Source organism: Halopseudomonas sp. T1L2, from assembly GCF_055397385.1.
On sequence record NZ_AP040865.1, the window covers coordinates 795,563 to 812,902 of the forward strand.

Genomic DNA, 17,340 nt, shown 5'->3' on the forward strand with positions numbered 1-17,340 from the left:
CATGACCGAACAATGGCAACCTGGCCGTCTGGACAGTGATCTTGACGGGGCTGGCTTTGACACCCTGGCGGTACGCGCCGGTCAGCGGCGCACGCCTGAAGCAGAGCATGGCGAAGCCCTGTTTCTGACTTCAAGCTATGTGTTTCGCAGTGCCGCTGATGCTGCTGCCTGCTTTGCCGGTGAAACCAGCGGCAATGTCTATTCGCGTTATATGAACCCGACCGTGCGCACCTTCGAAGAGCGGATTGCGCTCATGGAAGGCGGTGAACAGGCTGTTGCCACTGCCTCCGGCATGGCGGCCATCCTGACAACTGTTATGAGCCTGTGCTCGGCCGGTGACCATATTCTGGTGTCGCGCAGCGTCTTCGGCGCCACTGTCACGCTGTTTGAAAAGTACTTCAAGCGCTTTGGCATTGAGGTCGACTATGTACCTCTGACCGACACGGCCGCCTGGCGTGACGCCTGCAAGCCGAACACCCGGATGTTCTTTATCGAGTCTCCGTCCAATCCGCTGGCCGAGCTGGGCGACATTGGCGCGCTCGGCGCGATTGCCCGCGAGCATGGCGCGTTGCTGGTAGTCGACAACTGCTTTTGCACGCCGGCGCTGCAGAAGCCGCTGTCGCTGGGAGCCGACATCGTCGTTCACTCGGCAACCAAATACATTGACGGTCAGGGCCGCAGCATGGGTGGCGTGGTAGTAGGGCGTCGTGAGCACATGCAGGAGCTGGTGGGCTTTTTGCGCACTGCGGGGCCGACCCTCAGCCCATTCAATGCCTGGGTATTCCTCAAGGGCCTGGAAACGTTGCGTCTGCGCATGCGAGCCCATTGCGAGTCCGCGCAGCAGATTGCCGAGTGGCTGGAGCAGTGTCCGGAAGTTGAGCGCGTCTACTACGCCGGCTTGCCATCGCACCCGCAACACGCCCTGGCCAAGGCCCAGCAGAGTGCCTTTGGAGCGGTAGTGAGTTTTGAGCTGCGCGGCGGTCGTGAAGCTGCCTGGCGCTTCATCGACGCGACAAGAATGGTGTCCATTACCGCCAACCTCGGTGACGCCAAGACCACCATCACGCACCCGGCGACCACTACCCATGGCCGCCTGAGCGCCGAGGCACGCGAAGCGGCGGGTATCCGCGAGGGGCTGATTCGACTGGCTATCGGCCTGGAAGACCTGGCGGACATCAAGGCCGATCTGCAGCGCGGATTCGACGCCCAGCGCTGAGTTGTCTGCGCAGTTGCGTGCTTCGTCACATCAAGGCCGGAGAGTTAGCAGCTCTCCGGCCTTTTTGTTTTAGCGTCCTCCATGCCGCAGGGATAGTGCTGAAGCCGTGTTCCTTCAGTGCGGCACTTCTCACATATATGGAGGATGGAAAATGCGTCACTGGATTAGCATCTTGGGTGTTGTTCTCAGTCTCTGGCTGGTATCTCCCGCCTGGGCTCAGGAAGTGTCTGTACCAACGGTCAATATCAATACCGCCGGCGCGGCAGAGATCGCCGAGGTGCTGCAGGGGGTAGGGCAGGCCAAGGCTGACGCTATCGTTGCCTACCGCGAGGAGCATGGTGCTTTCGGGTCGGTAGCTTCGCTGGCCGAAGTGAAGGGGATTGGCGCCAGCACGCTGGCGAATAACGAGGGGCGGATTGTGCTTGAGTAAATAGGCCCGGGTTGGTGTTTCCGGGCAATGGCAGAGCGGCGCCGCAAGGCGCCGCCTCTGTTTCAGGTGCGGAGCTTGCTGACCGCTTCGGTCAGCTGATGGGCCAGTCGAGCCAGCTGGTCGCTGGTGTCGGCACTGTGCGCGGTCTGTTCTACGGTACGTTCGGTCACGTCCCTGATTTCGACCACGCTCTGGGTAATGGCATCCGCTGCCAGGCTCTGCTGCTCGACCGCCGATGCGATTTCGCTGTTGCCCTCGCTGATCTGACTGACGGCCGCAGCGATATCCTGCAGAGACTCACCGGCATCTTCAACCTGCTGGACCGAGTCATGGGTCAGCCCGGCGCTGGCCTGCATATCCTCGACAGCTACCTCGGTGCCGGTCTGCAGGGCTTCGATCATGCGCTGAATGTCATCGGTAGAGTGCTGAACGCGCTGGGCCAGGGCGCGCACCTCGTCTGCGACGACGGCAAATCCGCGACCAGACTCACCCGCACGTGCTGCCTCGATTGCCGCGTTCAGGGCCAGCAGGTTGGTCTGTTCGGCAATCTCGCGAATTACCCGCACTACGCCGCTGATTTCCTGACTGTGAGTTGACAGCTGGTGCATGTGCTCGGTGCAGCGGTCGATGCTGGTGACCAGGCCTGCGATGGTCTTGCGAACCTGCTGTACCTTGTCCCGGCCCTGAATGGCGAGAGCATTGGCCTGACTGGACTGATCACGGGAAATCGAGGTGCTGCCGGCAATATCCTGTACCGTCGCACTCATTTCGTTAACGGCGGCGGCGACCTGATCAGTCTCTCCCTGCTGCACTATCATGCCGTCGCGCATACGGGTCATGGTCTCGGCCAGTCCGCGGGCACGCTGATCCAGTTCCAGTGCTGCCTGGCGTACCGAGCCGACGACGGCCTGCTGGGACTCCTGCATGGCATTGAAGGCTCGGGCCATCGAGCCGACTTCATCGCGCGCACTGCCAGGCGCACGCAGTGTCAGGTCACCGGTGCTTTCCACTGCCAGCATGACGTCGCGCAGGGTGATGATATGGCGGGTGATGAACAGAATCAGCAGTTGCGAGAAGAACAGCACCATCAGCATCAGCGCTGCCACCACGATCGCATAGAGCGGCGCGCGTTCAAGTAACAGCGCGGTGAAGCCCTGCCGTTCCACGGCCAGAGCGCGGCCCTCTGCGGCTGACCAGGCGCCAATGTAGCGATCTTCGGCAATGCCGAGTCTGGAGGCCTCCAGCCAGCGCCCTGGTTGTGTCTGTGCGGCAGTCGGTGCTGTGATCCAGCTCAGGCCGTGCACCTTGCCGTCGGAGGGTTGTTCGCCGGCAAGCACGCTGGCCAGTTCCTGTCGGGTCTGTTCGATGCTGCGTTGCTCGACCCAGATGGCAACCAGTACGAGCATCAGCGTTGCTGCGAAAGCAACACCGTTGACTGCCCAGAACTTGTATTTCAGTGGCAGGTTCTTGAAGGCTTGCATGCATACTCCAGAGCATGTTGAAACAGGTGATCCTGACTGGCAGGCGGCACAGGGCCGTCAGTATGTGCCGTCACTCTGATATATCGGTTGATCCGGGTCAAACTTGAAGGGTTGTATGTAACACAGGCTTCGGCAGGGCGCTGGCGCTTCGGTTATACTGCGCGCAACTTCAGGGTCTGTTCCCGTGCGCCATGACCATGATGAAGCCGCTTTTGCGTCAAACTCTGTTCGGCAGTGGCGGCTGGTCCGCCAGTATAACCGCCGGAGGGTGACGCAAGCGCCGGTTCATCCTTCGGGCTGGCATCATAGTCAGCTGCGCGGCGCTGCGGGACCTGCCAAGGGAATAAACCATTGCCTGCGTCCTGGACTGCAGATCGCTACCCGACCGGGAGCATGTTCCGATGCTGCAAGGCGAGCGAACCAGACGGGAAAAGGCCCCAGAAAAGACAGCTTATGACCCCTGCGCTAACGCAACCCGTAATGATTGATGATGACGCCGAGTTGGCACGCTGCTGCGACCAGTGGCGTCGGCTGCCCTTCGTTGCCGTTGATACCGAATTTGTTCGCACCGAGACATTTTACCCGATTGCCGGTCTGATCCAGATTGGCGATGGCGAGCGCGCCACGCTCATTGATCCGCTGGGTATTGGCGACTGGACGCCCTTTGTCGCGCTGCTAGAGGATGCTTCTGTAGTCAAGGTCCTGCATGCATGCAGTGAGGATCTTGAGGTCTTTTCCAGGCTGTGCGGCGCGTTGCCCGCGCCGCTGTTCGATACCCAGCTTGCGGCAGCCTTTCTCGACATGGACTTTTCCATGGGCTACTCCCGACTGGTCAGTGCGCTGCTGGATATCGATCTGCCCAAGGATGAGACCCGCTCCGACTGGCTGCAGCGGCCCCTGAGCCCGGCCCAGATTGAGTATGCCGCCCGTGATGCCCAGCACCTGGCAGAGCTCTATCAGATTCTGGCACCGCGTATCGCCCAGGCCGGCGTGGCCGAGTGGCTGTTTGCCGACACCGCTGAGCAGGTCGCAGCTTCAGGTCAGATGATTGAACCAGAGCTGGCTTATCTGCAAGTCAAGCAGGCATGGCGGCTGAAACCGGCCGAGCTGGCGATCTTGCGCCCGCTGGCGGCCTGGCGCGAACGCGAGTCCAGGGCTCGCGACATCGCCCGTAACCGCTTGCTGCGTGAACGCACGCTGGTGCCGCTGGCGCAGCGCCAGCCCGATACCCTGCAGGCGCTGTCGCGCATTGAGGACATGCATCCTCGGACCGTGCGCCAAGAGGGTGAAACCATCTTGCAGCTGATTCGCGAGGGCCGCGCAGTTGCTCCCTCAGACTATCCCGAGGTGCTGCCCGAGCCATTGCCATCGGCTGCCAATCGGCTACTCAAGGCGTTGCGCAAGGTTGGGCAGGATGAAGCCGAGAAACGGGGTATCGCAGTCGAGATCATGCTGCGCAAGAAAGTACTTGAAACCATGGTACGCACGGGTTATCCCTCCGGCCCTTATCGACTGCCGGATGAGTTGACCGGCTGGCGTCGGGAACTGATGGGTGAAGCATTGTTGAAAGCCGCCAACGGTGCGGTGGAGGTAGCTGAATGAAAGTGTTGTGTTCGATCTTTCGGAGCACGAAAAAGCAGGGCATGTACCTGTATGTGCCCCGGGAAAAGGGCTTGAGCGAACTGCCCGAGGCGTTGCTGCAGTTGTTCGGGCGGGGTGAGCATGCGATGGATCTGGTGTTGCACGAGGAGCGTAAGCTGGCTCAGGAAGACATCCTTACTGTGTTGCAAAACCTGAAAGAGCAGGGCTTTCACCTGCAAATGCCGCCGCAGGAAGATGACTATATTCAGCATCTGCCGCCGGAGTTGCTGAATCGGAATGACCCGGTGTAGCTATCCTGGTTGAGTGCTCCCTGCAAAAACGCCGTCGTAACAGTGACGGCGTTTTTGTTTCCGGGACTCCGACAAGCCCTGGAGTACTTGGGAGGGCAAATCGCAAAACGACCCGGTGCAGCACTTACGCTGGCGGGAGAGGGTTTGTCGGGCAACCCCGGACTACCACTCGCGGCGCATGTTTTCGACGGAAATCTGCTCGTTCAGCGTCCAATAGTCGTACAGCACGCCAATCAGAAACAGGCCACCGGTGAAGAAGTAGATGATCGCCGTAACCCACTTGCCCATATACAGCCTGTGCGCGCCGAAGATGCCGAGGAACGTCAGCAGAATCCAGGTCAGGTTGAAGTTGATGGGGCCGGTGCGGAACCGACGATCAGCCTCACGGTCCATGCCAGGGATCAGGAACAGGTCGATGATCCAGCCGATGAAGAACAGCCCCAGGGTGAAAAACCACAGGGTGCCGGTCCAGGGTTTTCCGTAGTAGAAGCGGTGGGCCCCCATAAATCCGAATATCCATAGCAGGTAGCCGATTGCCTTGCTGTGAGTATCCGAATACGCCATGCGGGGGTGCCTCTCTGCAAAAGTGGGTGTGTAATACTGGTCATAGACCATAAACGATTTGTGGAGTGCCTGCAGCGTGCAAAATAAAAGTGCGAACTGGTTCAAGCAAGTGGCCCAGCGCGCAGAGACCCTTGGCCAGCAGCGGCTGCGTGTTGGTGTGACCGGCCTCAGTGGTGCGGGTAAAACCACCTTTATTACCAGTTTGATCAATCAGCTGGAGAATCATGGCAAGGGTCTGCTGGCCAGGCGCGCACCCTTTGACCGGCTGGAGTCGGTGCGCTGGCAGCGCGAGAACGTCGAGCAGCCATTCCCCTATCTCGACGCGCTGGCAGCCCTATCTTCCGCGCCTGCGCGCTGGCCGGACTCGACCAGTGACCTGTCACGGGTGGTGATTGACCTTCGCTTTCGCCCCCAGGGGCTGTTGCGCAGGGTGCAGCCGGTACGCCAGGTCCGCATCGACATTCTCGACTATCCGGGCGAGTGGCTGCTGGATCTGCCGCTGCTGCAGCTTGATTACGGGCAATGGTGCGAGCAGATGGCGCAGTGGCTTGAGCAGGAGCCGCGACGTTCGCTGGCCGGCGAATTGCGCCAGACACTGCTGAACATCGATCCGGCGGCGCCGGCGGACGCCGCGCAGCTGGCTGCGCTGAAGGACGCCTGGACCGAGTTTCTGCTGCGCTGCCGTCGCGACGCTGGGCTGTCGCGCAACCAGCCTGCCCGTTTTCTGCAGCCGGGAAGCGGGGTAGCCGAACAGATGCTGCAGTTTATTCCGCTGCTGAGGGCCAATCGGCACAGCAGCGAGAGCGATAGCAGCTGGTTTGGCGTCTGTGCGGCGCGTTTCAACTACTACCGCGATTATCTGGTACGTGGTTTCTATGACGAGCATTTCCGCCACCTGGATCAGCAGGTGTTGCTGGTCGATATGCTCGGTCCGATGGATGCCGGCGAAGCGGCGCTGGCTGATCTTCGCGATGCAATGGAAGCGGTGCTGTCGAGCTTCGATTATGGCCGCAGTGGCCTGCTGGCACGTTTGCTGCGGTTCCGCCCGCGTATTCGCCGGCTGGCCTTCTGCGCAACCAAGGTCGACAAGGTCAGCCCCGAGCAGCAGCGCTCGGTGCAGCAGTGCCTGGAGGACCTGATGCTGGATCGCCTTGCTGACGTGCGTCATGGCGGTGTGGAGGTTCTCGGTCTGCCGTTATCGGCTATCCGGGCAACCCGTCAGGAAGGTGAGAATCTGGTGGCCGGGCTGGAAGGGCAGGAAGGCTGGGTTCGCTACCGGCCGGGCAGCATTCCGGCACATCTGCCGCAGTCGCTGCAACTGAACAGTCCCGAGCTGTTGCCGCTCAGACCGCCACCGGGTCTGCATCGCAGTGAGCCGTTTCCCCATTACCGTATGGACGACCTGGTGGCCTGGCTGATTGAGGGGGCGCAACTGTGAGTACCGAACAGAAAACCCGCATCATTGATACCTGGCAGGGCGAGCAGCAGGGCGATGCCGAGCGTGCTACCGAGGTAGTAGGCAGCGCCGATACCATGCCAGATGCCTTTTCCGAGTCCGCGCAAGCGGCGCTGCCGTCAACCCTGAATGCGCCGCCTGACAGTCGCTGGCCTGGCAGGCTTGTTCGCCTCGCCCTGGCTGCCGGGCTTGGCGGCGCCGTTCTGCAGTGGGGGCAGTGGAGTTGGGCAGCGTGGCAATGGCAGCCGCTGTGGGGGGCGTTGGTAGGTGGCATTGGGCTGGCGCTGGCCGGTTCCGGGCTGCTGGCCTGGCGAGATTTGCGCCGACAGCGGCACCGTCTGAGCTCACTGGAGCAACTGCGCGCCGAAATGCAGCAGGCCATGGCTGAACACGATCAGCGGCTGGCAGTCGACTGGCTGGACCGCCTGCAGCGTGTCTACGCCGATACACCGCTGGCCGGCAACTTGCGCCAGGCGTGTGCGGGGCTGGACGGCTCCCACAGCGCGGAGGAAGTGGCCAGGCGGTTGAACCTGCAGTTCTACCAGCCAATCGACCAGCAGGCGCGGCAGATTATCCGTCAGGAGTCGGTTGCTACCGGCGTGCTGGTGGCGTCCAGTCCATGGGTCGCAATCGATCTGTTGCTGGTGGTCTGGCGAAATATTCGGCTGATGCAACGGGTGGCTGTCTGCTACGGACTGCCTATCGGTCGCTTCAGCCGCTGGCGCCTGGCGCGCCATGTGCTGCGTAATATCGCTCTGGCAGGCGGCACCGAAGTAGCCATGGGTGCATTGAGTGATTCGTTACTGTCGGGCTTGCTGGAAAAGGTCGCGGCGCGGATCGGGCAGGGTGTCGGGGTCGGGCTTTACAGCGCCCGGCTGGGGCATTTCACGCTGGATCTCAGTCGTGCGGCACCCTTGGCAGAAAAGCAGCAACTGGTCGAAGACAATCGGGGCATTATCAGGATGATGAAGGAGCGCCTGGGGCGCGGTATCGATGGCGGGTTATAAATCACGCCGCCGCTGGCTGGCAGAGCGCTGGCTGGCGCGGCAGCAGGACAGATTGGGGGAGCACCTCGGCAGGCTGCGTGATCAGTTGTTGCCGCTTGGCTGGCCCGAACGCATGGCCAGACTGGCTTCTATCGGCGACGGTGAAACCGTGCACTGGCGACCCCGTGACGGTTCCAGCAGTGCCGAGCTGCTGGTCTGGCTGGAGCGTCTGGAGCCCCGCCAGCGGCGCTGGCTGGCGAGCCTGCTGGATGCGCCAAGCGCCGGCCCAGTGACCCTGCTGGAGGCGCTGGAGCGTTTGCAGCTTGACTGGCGCAGCCAGCTCAATCCCCTGACACCCCATCGTGAATACGCCACTCAATTGCGGATTCTGGCCAGCTTGCTTGAGGTTGCTGCAGCGGCGGAATCAGCCTATCTGGATAACGAGCAGCGTATTTACCGGGCGGTCGACGAAAGTCTGTTCAGCTCGCTGCCGTTACGGCTGCGGGCCGAGCTGGCAAATCGATATCCGGTCGGGCAGGGGCACTATGTTCGCTGGTGGTATGAGCGATTGATGGCGCGCGCCGGGGAGCCAGACTATGACCTGGCCGGTGCCGGCCCGCAGGACTGGCCGGATATTCCGGCAGCCTGGATGGCGCTTGGCTGGTTGTGCGGTTTGCGGGTGAGTGAATCGGACGGCAATGCTGGTCAGTAACGGGCGGCTGGCCTAACATAGCCGGCTTTGTCACGGCTAGGCATCTTGTTTGATGAACTTCACCGCTCTGCTTCAGGCCTTTGATCAGTCCGCCAATGCATCCGTCACCATCCCGCCAGAGTGGGCTCAGGGCCGCGCCGGGTATGGTGGCCTTGTGGCTGCGCTGGTGCTGCGCGGTATGCGGGCCACGCTGTCCGACGCCCGGCCGGTGCGATCTCTGGCGATCACCTTTGTGGGGCCGGTGCAGCCGGGCGAGCCGGTCCAGGTGCAGACCGAAACCCTGCGCGAAGGCCGAGCCGTCACTCAGGTGCTGGGCCGGGCGGTGCAGAATGGGCAGACCATGTGCATCGTACAGGGCAGCTTTGGCGCGGGCCGTGAGTCCAGCGTCAACGTTGCGGCAGAGCCGGCACCCAGCGCGCCGCCGGCGAGCGAATGTCAGCGTACCCCGTATGTCGAAGGTGTCATGCCCAACTTCCTGCGCTATTTTGATACGCGCTGGACCTTTGGTGATTACCCCTGCACCAATAGCCGCAAGCGGGAAATGGGCGGCTGGATGCGCTTTGATGAAACCTTCGAGCAGTTTGACGAAGTGCACCTGGTTGGCCTGGTCGACGTTTGGCCACCTGCGGTGCTGCCGCACCTCAAGGAGCGGGCTCCGGCCAGCTCACTGACCTGGACCATCGAGTTCGTCCAACCGCAGCCAGCGATTGCCGGTGATGAGTGGCTGCTGTACAAGGCGACCATCGAACATGCCCGTGATGGCTATGGTCACTGCGCGGCGATGGTCTGGAATGCGGCGGGCGAGCTGGTTGCCATCAGCCGTCAGACCGTCACGGTTTTCGGTTGACGGCTCAGGCGGGACGCTCTGCGATCAGGGTGGCCCGCAGTGGTGCCGGGTAGCCTTCGATGGTCTTGCTGCTGTCGTTCGGGTCGAGGAACGATGGCAGCGAGTTGAAGCGCATCCACTCGGTACTGCGTTGCTCTTCCATGCTGGTCTGATTCAGATCAACGCAGCGCACGTTTCTGAAACCGGCGCGTCGCAACATGCGTTCGAGCATCGGGACTGACGGCAGGAACCAGACGTTGCGCATCTGCGCGTAGCGGTCTTCCGGCAGCAGGCAGTGGTTCTCATCGCCCTCTACCACCAGCGTTTCAAGCACCAGTTCGCCTCCCGGTCGCAGGCAGGCCTTGAGTTGCAGCAGGTGGTCAACCGGGGAGCGGCGATGGTAGAGCACGCCCATCGAGAACACGGTGTCGAAGGCGCTGGTCGGCTCCGGCAGGTCTTCCAGGGTGAAGGGTAGCTGCCAGACCGGCGCTGTCGGCAAATAGTGCTTTACCGCCTCGAACTGGTTGAGGAACAGCAGGTTGGGATCGACGCCGATCACCATGGCGGCGCCGGCGTGCCACATGCGCCACATGTAGTAGCCATTGCCGCAGCCGATATCCAGCACCCGACGTCCGCGCAGATCGATGTGCGGCGCGACGCGCTCCCACTTCCAGTCCGAGCGCCACTCGGTGTCGATATGCACCCCGAACAGGTCGAACGGCCCCTTGCGCCAGGGGTGCAACCCCTGCAGGGCATCGTGCAGTTGCTTTCGGGTGGCGTCCGGCAGCGCGGCGGCGCCGGTCAGCTTCACGCCCCGGCTGAAATCATGCTGCACGCCGTCCAGGGGCGGCAGGTTGCGCAAACTTTGCTGCCAGCGCTCCAGATCGCCGTGCTGCAGTTCGGCCAGGCGGGCTTGCAGACCCTCTGCCAGCGTCGTGTGCCAGCCGGCGAGCGGCGTGGATTTCAGGGTGTCGAGTAGCGGGGTGTAATCAATCACGTGTGGGCAATCATCGAGCAGAAGTTGAGGCACTGGAACCAGAGGTGGCTGTGGCTGAAGCCCGCGTCGCGCAGCCTCTGTTGGTGAACTTCCAGGGGATCAGGGCGCATCACGTTCTCGATTGCGGTGCGCTTCTGGGCAATCTCCAGCTCGCTGTAGCCATTGGCGCGCTTGAACGCGTAATGCAGCGATTCCAGCGCGTTCTGGGTCTGGCTGTCGGTGAAGTTGAGCTTTTCTGACAGTACCAGAACGCCGCCTGGCAGCAGGGCCTTGCGGATGCGCTGCAGTAGGGCCAGACGCTGGTGCGGGGGGATGAACTGAAGGGTGAAGTTCAGCACCACCATGGAACAGGGTTGCAGCCTCAGCGTGTTGATATCGGCGGTAACCACCTCGGCAGGAATCGCCTCTTCGAGCATGGCGTCCTGGGCACTGAGGTACTCCCTGCAGCGCTCGCTCATGGCTTCGGCGTTGTCGACCGCAATGATCCGGCAGCCGTTCTGGGGGAGGTGGCGGCGCATTGATTGGGTCGCTGCACCGAGCGAGCAGCCGAGATCGTAGATCAGGGTACCGGGCTGGGCGTACTGCCCGGCGATCACGCCAATGCTTTCAATGATAGTGGGGTAGCCGGGTACCGAGCGCTTGATCATGTCGGGAAAAACGCGCGCGACAGCATCGTCGAAGCGAAAATCGTCGACCTTGCTGATAGGGCTGGCGAACAGCTTGTCTACCTCTGACATGGCGGGACCCCGGGTGGCATCGTGAGGCTGCGCATTCTAACCCAACTCGTCTGCCTTGACAGGATGGAGTGCGGGTTGCTTGACTGCACAGTAGAGTGTGCGCTGTGTCACATGGCCAATTTATTGGCTTTTTGTGCTCATTCGGCAGTATTCATAGTGTTTTTTGACTGTTCGGCTGGCTTGCCATTCGTTTCCGTGCGGCTAGGTGGCATAATAGCGCGCTGGTAGCGTCGCGTTGGTGGGCGAGTTGCCGGCAACAGCAAGCTGATGTTCACAAGAGCAATGGACGCATTGAGTTCCCTGTGCCGATCGGGGCTCACAGTTAAATGAGGAAAGGGTATGGCTGTTAAACGCCAGATTGTCCGTGGTGCTGCCTCGCTGGCAGCATTGTATGCAGGTGTTGCTGGGGCGCTGGGGCTGGGGGAAATTCAGCTGGAGTCTGCGCTGAACCAACCGCTCAATGCAATTATCGAATTGCAGGGCTCGGAGGGGCTCGGACCTGACGATGTGATCGTCAGGCTGGCCCAGACGTCAGACTTCGATAACGCCGGCATCGACAAACCGTATTTCCTCAACGATCTGCGCTTCACGCCCGTGGTGCAGAATCGCCGCCTGACTGTGCAGGTGCGCTCAACCCAGCCGGTGCGCGAACCTTATCTGAATTTTCTTGTAGAGCTGCGTCGTCCCAGCGGACGCATGCTGCGCGAGTACACAGTGCTGCTGGATCCGCCGCTCTACAGCGCGGGTCAGTCCGCACCGGTTGAGCGTGCGCCGGTCGCCGCTGCGCCGTCGGCACCAGCTGCTGCGTCTCCGAGCCCGGTGCCGCGTCGGCAGGTCGTGCTGCCAAATCTGACCCCGCAGCCTGATGCCGATCAGTACACGACGGTTGCCGGTGATTCACTGTGGGCCATTGCAGAACGCAGTCGTCCCGCTGCGAGTGTTTCGGTTCAGGCCACAATGACTGCCATCCATGCGCTTAATCAGCAGGCCTTCGTTGGCGGCGATATCAATCGACTCAAGGTCGGCCAGGCGCTGGTCTTGCCGACGGCGGGGCAACTGGGCGTATCGGTTAGTCCGGCTCCGGCTTCGGAGGCTGCCCCGCAGGCAGCGCCGGAATCGACGCCAGCGCCATCCGCAGCTCCAGCAGGCGATAGCACGCCGCCGCAGATCGCTGACGAGATGATTGACGATGCTGCCGAGTCTATGGCTGCGCAAGGCCAGTCTGATGCCGGGCAAGGACAGGGCCGTCTGACCATCGACGAAGATGCGGTCAGTGACGCCGAAGCCGAGGCCGCCATGCTCGCATCCCGATTGAATGAACTTGAGGGGCGGTTCAACACGTTGTTGAGCGAGCTTGACAGCCGTGATCGTCAGATCGCCGCGTTGCAGGCCGAGCTGGATGTGCTGCATGCGGCCCGTCAGGCGGAGGAAGCCGCTGCCAGTCAGGGCCAGGCAGGCGGTACGCTGGGCAGTGGTAACGGTGGCGATACCGTCTCTCCGACCGGCAGTGATGATCCGCAAGCCGGCAGTGTGGCCGCCGAGCAACCGGTTGCGAGCGAGAAGGCCGATTCGTCGTTTGCCTGGTGGTCTGTACTGCTGGCACTGCTGGCGTTTCTGATCGGCTGGGTGGTCGCTCGCGTGCGCGGCAAGCCTGCCGGTAAGTCCGAGGTCGTGCCGCCGCGCCAGTCGATATCCGAAATCACCCGAGCTGAGCCACGGGGCAGCGCTGCGCCAGCTGCCGCCGCCGCTACTGTTGTCGCAACTGCGGCAGCCGTGGAAGACGAGACGCAGGACAACGTGTCCGGCATTGAGCTGTATATTGCCTACGGACGTTTTGCCGAAGCGCGTGACGCGTTGGCAAAGGCGATCAGCGAGGAGCCGGAGAATCTGGAGTTGCGCTACAAGCAAGCCAGGGTTTTGGGGGAGCTGGGTGATGCCGAAGGGTTTACTGAGCAGGCCGCCGCCATTTCTCAGCTGGGTGGCGACATGCAGCGCGTTGATCAGTTGCGCGCCCGCTTCCCGCAGCTGGACGCGGCGGTATCGCCGATCGATACGGTAGACGATGTACTGGATACCGAGCAGGCCGATAACGATCTGGCTGAATCCCAGCTCAATCTGAACGACTTCACGCTCGACCCTGACTGGGACCTGATTGAAGGCCTGACCCCCACGCCAGCGCGCAAGACCAGTCGGCTTGATCCGATTGCGCTTGACGACGAGGCGTTCGAGAGCAGTCTCCACGAGTTCCCGGAAATCGAGGAGCTGGATGATCTGGACGGGCCTCATGACCTGGTGCGCAGCCCCAGTGATGAGCAGGACAAGCGCTGAGATACGGCATGAACAGAAGGCGACCATTGCGGTCGCCTTTTTTATGTCCGGAGCAAACCAGGCGCGGCACATCGCTGCCTGCAGACGCGCTGGAGCGGGAGCGTCGGTGGATACGCTGCGCTTAATACACTCTGCGGAACAGGACTGTGCGGCAGGGTGGAGTAAGCCAGCGGTATCTTCGCCATCGATGTGCCAGAACAGAGTGAGCCAGCTACTGCGCACTGAACCCTTCAGTCAAACAAGCGCTTGGCAACGTCCCTGAAGTGGCTGGCAAAGTGCACGGTCATACCATCGCGCAGATACTCTGGCAGCTCTTCATAGTCGCCACGATTGGCCTCCGGCAGGATCAGTTCATGGATGCTCTGGCGCCTTGCGGCAATCACCTTCTCCCGAATGCCGCCAACCGGCAGCACGTGCCCGGTCAGGGTGATTTCCCCGGTCATCGCCAGTCCGCTGCGTGGCGGTTGCTGGCGAGCAAGTGACAATAGTGCACTGGCAATAGTGATGCCGGCCGACGGGCCATCCTTGGGTGTGGCTCCCTCGGGCACGTGCAGGTGAACGAAGGCTTCATCGAAGAACGCGCGGTCGGCCTTATAGCTGGCCAGGTTGGCGCACAGATAGCTGTAGGCGATTTCCGCCGATTCCTTCATCACGTCACCCAGCTGACCGGTCAGCTTGAAGCCACGGTTCAGCGTGTGAATACGGGTCGCCTCGACTGGCAATGTAGCGCCACCCATCGAGGTCCAGGCCAGGCCGGTGATGATGCCGGTGCCCTTGAGCTGCTTCTCGGTGCGGAAGGCAGGCGTGCCGAGCAGCCTTTTCAGGTCAGCGGGCTTGATGCTGATACGTGTATCCGGCTCCTCAAGCAGCGTCACCACTGACTTGCGTACCAGCTTGCCAAGCTGTTTGTCCAGATTGCGCACGCCGGCTTCGCGGGCATAGCCCTCGATCACCTCACGCAGAGCCTTGTCGCTGATGCGCAGCTGGCTCTTGCGCAGCCCGGTGCGCTCCAGCTGACGTGGCCACAGATGGTGCTTGGCGATGGCCAGCTTCTCCTCACTGATATAGCCGGACAGACGGATGACATCCATGCGGTCGAGCAGTGGCGCAGGGATGCTGTCCAGCGTGTTGGCGGTGCAGACAAACAGGACGTTCGACAGATCCAGACGCAGATCCAGGTAATGGTCGAGGAACTGGCTGTTCTGCTCGGGGTCAAGCGTCTCCAGCAGCGCTGATGCGGGATCGCCCTGATGGCTGGCGCCGAGTTTGTCGATCTCGTCGAGCATGATCACCGGGTTCATCACGCCCACGTCCTTCAGCGCCTGGACGAACTTGCCGGGCATGGCACCGATGTAGGTGCGCCGGTGGCCTTTGATTTCCGCCTCATCGCGCATGCCACCGACGCTGAAGCGATAGAACGGGCGGTCCAGACTTTCCGCAATGGAGCGTCCTATGCTGGTTTTGCCAACGCCCGGCGGGCCAACCAGCAAAATGATCGAGCCCGAGATCGTGCCACGGAAGGCGCCCACTGCAAGGAACTCCAGAATGCGACTTTTTACATCCTCAAGGCCGTCGTGGTCACGGTCGAGGATGCGTCTTGCCCGCTTCAGATCGATCCGATCCGGATGCACGATTCCCCAGGGCAGGGCGGTTGCCCAGTCCAGATAGTTGCGGGTAACGGCATATTCAGGCGAGCCGGTTTCCAGTACTGACAGTTTGTTCAGCTCCTCCTCAATCCGTTGGGCGGCCGCATCAGGCAGGGTCTTGCCTTCAAGGCGCTGACGGAACTGCTCTATGTCGGCTGTTCGGTCATCCTTGGTCATGCCCAGTTCTTTCTGGATGATCTTCAACTGTTCCTTGAGGAAGAAGGTGCGCTGATGCTCGCCGATGTTGCGATTGACCTCGGCGGTGATTTCACCCTGCAGGCGCGCTACATCGATTTCCTTGCGCAGCAGCACCAGCACCTTTTCCATCCGGCGCAGAATGCCGGTGGTGTCCAGGATGTCCTGCAATTCAGGCCCCTTTGCGGAGGTCAGTGCGGCGGCAAAGTCCGACAACGGCGACGGATCGTTGGGGCTGAAACGGTTGAGGTAGTTCTTCAGTTCCTCGCTGTACAGCGGGTTGAGCGGCAGCAGTTCCTTGATCGCGTTGATCAGCGCCATGGCATAGGCGCGCACCTCATCACGCTCGTCTGCGGGCGAGTGCGGGTATTCGACTTCTACCAGATAGGGCGGCTTGTGGCTGAGCCACTGGGTAATGCGAACCCGGCGCAGGCCCTGGGCAATAAACTGGATCTTGCCGTCTTCGCGCACGGCATGGTGAATGCGAACGGCGCAGCCGGTAGCCGGCAAGTGATCCGGGTCGAGTTCACCATCGGCAGGCATGGGGCCGTCGACGTAGAACAGGGAAAGTGCCTTGTGCTGAGTATTGGCGACCCGTTCTATGGTCTCGTGCCAGGGGGATTCATTAACCACCACCGGCATGACCTGGGCAGGGAAGAACGGCCGATTGTTTATCGGCAGCAAATACAGCTTGTCAGGCAGGTTCTGATCGGGCAGAACAAGCCCTGTACCGCGGGACTCTGCAGCATCCTCGGCGACGTGTTCAATGTAGTCGGTATCCTGATCGCTCATCGATTCACCTTTTACGGACAACTCTTGGGGATGAGATGGCGACGCCGGGCGACTATTTCAATAGCGGAAATTTGTTGCGTATTGTGGCAGCATGACATCGTTCTTCCCGGATCGATGAAGCCGTTGATGCGAACCCGCTTACTGGATCTTCCTGCACAAACCGCGATTCACGCCCATCCCGAGCACCAGCTGGTTATCGGGTTGAGCGGCTGCGCAGATTTTGAGGTGCAGGGTCAGGGCGGCGCCGTGAATCGCTTGCATGCCTGCATTGTGCCGGGCGGGGAGGCGCACGCGTTCTCCGGCCGTGGCCAGAATCATATGTTGATCATGGACTTGCCCGGCGCCGGAGAAGAGCTTGGGCTGGGCGATGACCTGGCACGCCTGTTTGAGCGGCCACGCTTTATGCAGCTTGATCACCGCATGCAGGGCTTGCTGGACTTTGCCCAGCATGCGTTGACCGAACCCGGACCGGATCAGGATGGCCTTAACTGGCATCTTGGGGGTGTCCTGCTTGCGGCGCTGCAACGGCGCCTGTCAGACGGGCTGCCTCAGTCTCCGCGCAGAACCGCTTTAACGCCCGCAGAGCTGCAGCGGCTAGACGCCTACATTCTGGCCAACCTGGACCATCCCATCAGTGTTGCCGCACTGGCGGCGCAGGCATGCGTGAGCAGCAGTCATTTTCATGCGCTGTTCCGTGAGTCGACGGGCATAACCCCGCATCAGCACGTGCTGTCGCTGCGTCTTCGCGAAGCGTCCCGACTGCTGCAGGAGACGGCAATGCCGGTAGCCGAGGTTGCCAGTCGCTGCGGATTTTCCAGCCAGAGTGCGCTCAGCCACGCTGTGCGCCGTTACTGGGGACAGACGCCTCGGGGGTTGCGTCTCGGCCGCGCCTGAATGTGTTGAATGGCGCAAAGCTGCGTGATTCCCTCTGATATTGCTGGTCAGTCTTGCCTTCCTGACGCCCCTGTATCTCAACTATTTGCGAGCTGAATGGCTCGCACTGCTTCCGAGATTTTGACAAAAATCCCAGAGCTTTCCGCAAGATTCCCTCCGCCTGCGCTTCTACAGTCGAGCATCGGGTA

Annotated in this window: 15 protein-coding genes; 10 read left to right on the plus strand and 5 right to left on the minus strand. The window is 61.5% G+C overall.

What is annotated here, in order from left to right:
- Nucleotide 1: 1 nt before the first annotated feature.
- A complete protein-coding gene (locus ACZ5WQ_RS03840; protein WP_088275419.1) occupies nucleotides 2-1,216 on the plus strand; it encodes an O-succinylhomoserine sulfhydrylase in 1,215 nt (404 codons plus the stop codon).
- A 151-nt stretch (nucleotides 1,217-1,367) separates the two neighbouring features.
- A complete protein-coding gene (locus tag ACZ5WQ_RS03845; protein ID WP_088275167.1) occupies nucleotides 1,368-1,646 on the plus strand; it encodes a ComEA family DNA-binding protein in 279 nt (92 codons plus the stop codon).
- A 62-nt stretch (nucleotides 1,647-1,708) separates the two neighbouring features.
- On the opposite strand, the gene ACZ5WQ_RS03850 is transcribed toward ACZ5WQ_RS03845, so the two are convergent.
- Nucleotides 1,709-3,127: a methyl-accepting chemotaxis protein gene (locus ACZ5WQ_RS03850; RefSeq protein WP_285676639.1), complete on the minus strand. Its 1,419-nt coding sequence runs from the start codon at nucleotides 3,125-3,127 to the stop codon at nucleotides 1,709-1,711.
- Nucleotides 3,128-3,607: 480 nt separating this feature from the next.
- Between ACZ5WQ_RS03850 and rnd the strand changes: the two genes are divergently transcribed.
- Nucleotides 3,608-4,729 (plus strand): ribonuclease D, encoded by a 1,122-nt coding sequence (gene rnd / locus ACZ5WQ_RS03855; RefSeq protein ID WP_464383169.1) that lies wholly within the window; start codon nucleotides 3,608-3,610, stop codon nucleotides 4,727-4,729.
- Nucleotides 4,726-5,019: a YcgL domain-containing protein gene (locus ACZ5WQ_RS03860; protein ID WP_228246520.1), complete on the plus strand. Its 294-nt coding sequence runs from the start codon at nucleotides 4,726-4,728 to the stop codon at nucleotides 5,017-5,019. The genes rnd and ACZ5WQ_RS03860 overlap by 4 nt, the downstream gene beginning before the upstream one ends.
- A 162-nt stretch (nucleotides 5,020-5,181) precedes the next feature.
- On the opposite strand, the gene ACZ5WQ_RS03865 is transcribed toward ACZ5WQ_RS03860, so the two are convergent.
- Nucleotides 5,182-5,583 carry an NINE protein gene (locus ACZ5WQ_RS03865; protein WP_088275153.1) on the minus strand — a complete coding sequence of 134 codons (402 nt, stop codon included), beginning with the start codon at nucleotides 5,581-5,583 and terminating at the stop codon, nucleotides 5,182-5,184.
- A gap of 76 nt (nucleotides 5,584-5,659) precedes the next feature.
- Here ACZ5WQ_RS03865 and ACZ5WQ_RS03870 point away from each other — a divergent pair, with 76 nt between their 5' ends.
- The 4 genes from ACZ5WQ_RS03870 to ACZ5WQ_RS03885 are packed head-to-tail and all read left to right on the plus strand — an operon-like array spanning nucleotide 5,660 to nucleotide 9,584.
- Nucleotides 5,660-7,021 carry a YcjX family protein gene (locus ACZ5WQ_RS03870; protein ID WP_335599523.1) on the plus strand — a complete coding sequence of 454 codons (1,362 nt, stop codon included), beginning with the start codon at nucleotides 5,660-5,662 and terminating at the stop codon, nucleotides 7,019-7,021.
- Nucleotides 7,018-8,046: a TIGR01620 family protein gene (locus tag ACZ5WQ_RS03875; protein ID WP_464383170.1), complete on the plus strand. Its 1,029-nt coding sequence runs from the start codon at nucleotides 7,018-7,020 to the stop codon at nucleotides 8,044-8,046. Before ACZ5WQ_RS03870 ends, ACZ5WQ_RS03875 begins: the two co-directional genes overlap by 4 nt.
- The gene (locus tag ACZ5WQ_RS03880) at nucleotides 8,033-8,737 is read left to right on the plus strand and encodes a hypothetical protein (protein WP_464383171.1); all 705 of its coding nucleotides are present in this window, start codon (nucleotides 8,033-8,035) and stop codon (nucleotides 8,735-8,737) included. Before ACZ5WQ_RS03875 ends, ACZ5WQ_RS03880 begins: the two co-directional genes overlap by 14 nt.
- Before the next feature lie 52 nt (nucleotides 8,738-8,789).
- Nucleotides 8,790-9,584 carry an acyl-CoA thioesterase gene (locus tag ACZ5WQ_RS03885; protein ID WP_228246516.1) on the plus strand — a complete coding sequence of 265 codons (795 nt, stop codon included), beginning with the start codon at nucleotides 8,790-8,792 and terminating at the stop codon, nucleotides 9,582-9,584.
- Between the two features lie 4 nt (nucleotides 9,585-9,588).
- Here the strand turns inward: ACZ5WQ_RS03885 and cmoB are convergent, their stop codons facing one another.
- Both cmoB and cmoA read right to left on the minus strand, forming a co-directional pair.
- On the minus strand, nucleotides 9,589-10,560 hold the full coding sequence (gene cmoB, locus ACZ5WQ_RS03890; protein WP_338213555.1) for a tRNA 5-methoxyuridine(34)/uridine 5-oxyacetic acid(34) synthase CmoB: 972 nt from the start codon (nucleotides 10,558-10,560) through the stop codon (nucleotides 9,589-9,591).
- Nucleotides 10,557-11,297 carry a carboxy-S-adenosyl-L-methionine synthase CmoA gene (gene cmoA, locus ACZ5WQ_RS03895; RefSeq protein ID WP_285676632.1) on the minus strand — a complete coding sequence of 247 codons (741 nt, stop codon included), beginning with the start codon at nucleotides 11,295-11,297 and terminating at the stop codon, nucleotides 10,557-10,559. Before cmoA ends, cmoB begins: the two co-directional genes overlap by 4 nt.
- Nucleotides 11,298-11,636: 339 nt before the next feature.
- Here cmoA and ACZ5WQ_RS03900 point away from each other — a divergent pair, with 339 nt between their 5' ends.
- A complete protein-coding gene (locus ACZ5WQ_RS03900) occupies nucleotides 11,637-13,625 on the plus strand; it encodes a type IV pilus assembly protein FimV (protein ID WP_464383172.1) in 1,989 nt (662 codons plus the stop codon).
- A gap of 230 nt (nucleotides 13,626-13,855) precedes the next feature.
- On the opposite strand, the gene lon is transcribed toward ACZ5WQ_RS03900, so the two are convergent.
- Nucleotides 13,856-16,258, minus strand: a complete 2,403-nt coding sequence (lon, locus tag ACZ5WQ_RS03905) for an endopeptidase La (RefSeq protein ID WP_464383173.1) — start codon at nucleotides 16,256-16,258, stop codon at nucleotides 13,856-13,858.
- Between the two features lie 126 nt (nucleotides 16,259-16,384).
- Here lon and ACZ5WQ_RS03910 point away from each other — a divergent pair, with 126 nt between their 5' ends.
- The gene (locus tag ACZ5WQ_RS03910; RefSeq protein ID WP_464383174.1) at nucleotides 16,385-17,152 is read left to right on the plus strand and encodes a helix-turn-helix domain-containing protein; all 768 of its coding nucleotides are present in this window, start codon (nucleotides 16,385-16,387) and stop codon (nucleotides 17,150-17,152) included.
- Nucleotides 17,153-17,340: the final 188 nt, after the last annotated feature.

What these genes read in the sequence shown, in the direction of transcription:
- lon (WP_464383173.1), bottom strand. Translation starts at nt 16,258, where the DNA reads ATGAGCGATCAGGATACCGACTACATTGAACACGTCGCCGAGGATGCT.
- rnd (WP_464383169.1), top strand. Translation starts at nt 3,608, where the DNA reads ATGATTGATGATGACGCCGAGTTGGCACGCTGCTGCGACCAGTGGCGT.
- ACZ5WQ_RS03840 (WP_088275419.1), top strand. Translation starts at nt 2, where the DNA reads ATGACCGAACAATGGCAACCTGGCCGTCTGGACAGTGATCTTGACGGG.
- ACZ5WQ_RS03900 (WP_464383172.1), top strand. Translation starts at nt 11,637, where the DNA reads ATGGCTGTTAAACGCCAGATTGTCCGTGGTGCTGCCTCGCTGGCAGCA.
- cmoA (WP_285676632.1), bottom strand. Translation starts at nt 11,297, where the DNA reads ATGTCAGAGGTAGACAAGCTGTTCGCCAGCCCTATCAGCAAGGTCGAC.
- ACZ5WQ_RS03910 (WP_464383174.1), top strand. Translation starts at nt 16,385, where the DNA reads ATGCGAACCCGCTTACTGGATCTTCCTGCACAAACCGCGATTCACGCC.
- ACZ5WQ_RS03845 (WP_088275167.1), top strand. Translation starts at nt 1,368, where the DNA reads ATGCGTCACTGGATTAGCATCTTGGGTGTTGTTCTCAGTCTCTGGCTG.
- ACZ5WQ_RS03860 (WP_228246520.1), top strand. Translation starts at nt 4,726, where the DNA reads ATGAAAGTGTTGTGTTCGATCTTTCGGAGCACGAAAAAGCAGGGCATG.
- ACZ5WQ_RS03880 (WP_464383171.1), top strand. Translation starts at nt 8,033, where the DNA reads ATGGCGGGTTATAAATCACGCCGCCGCTGGCTGGCAGAGCGCTGGCTG.
- ACZ5WQ_RS03850 (WP_285676639.1), bottom strand. Translation starts at nt 3,127, where the DNA reads ATGCAAGCCTTCAAGAACCTGCCACTGAAATACAAGTTCTGGGCAGTC.
- ACZ5WQ_RS03885 (WP_228246516.1), top strand. Translation starts at nt 8,790, where the DNA reads ATGAACTTCACCGCTCTGCTTCAGGCCTTTGATCAGTCCGCCAATGCA.
- ACZ5WQ_RS03865 (WP_088275153.1), bottom strand. Translation starts at nt 5,583, where the DNA reads ATGGCGTATTCGGATACTCACAGCAAGGCAATCGGCTACCTGCTATGG.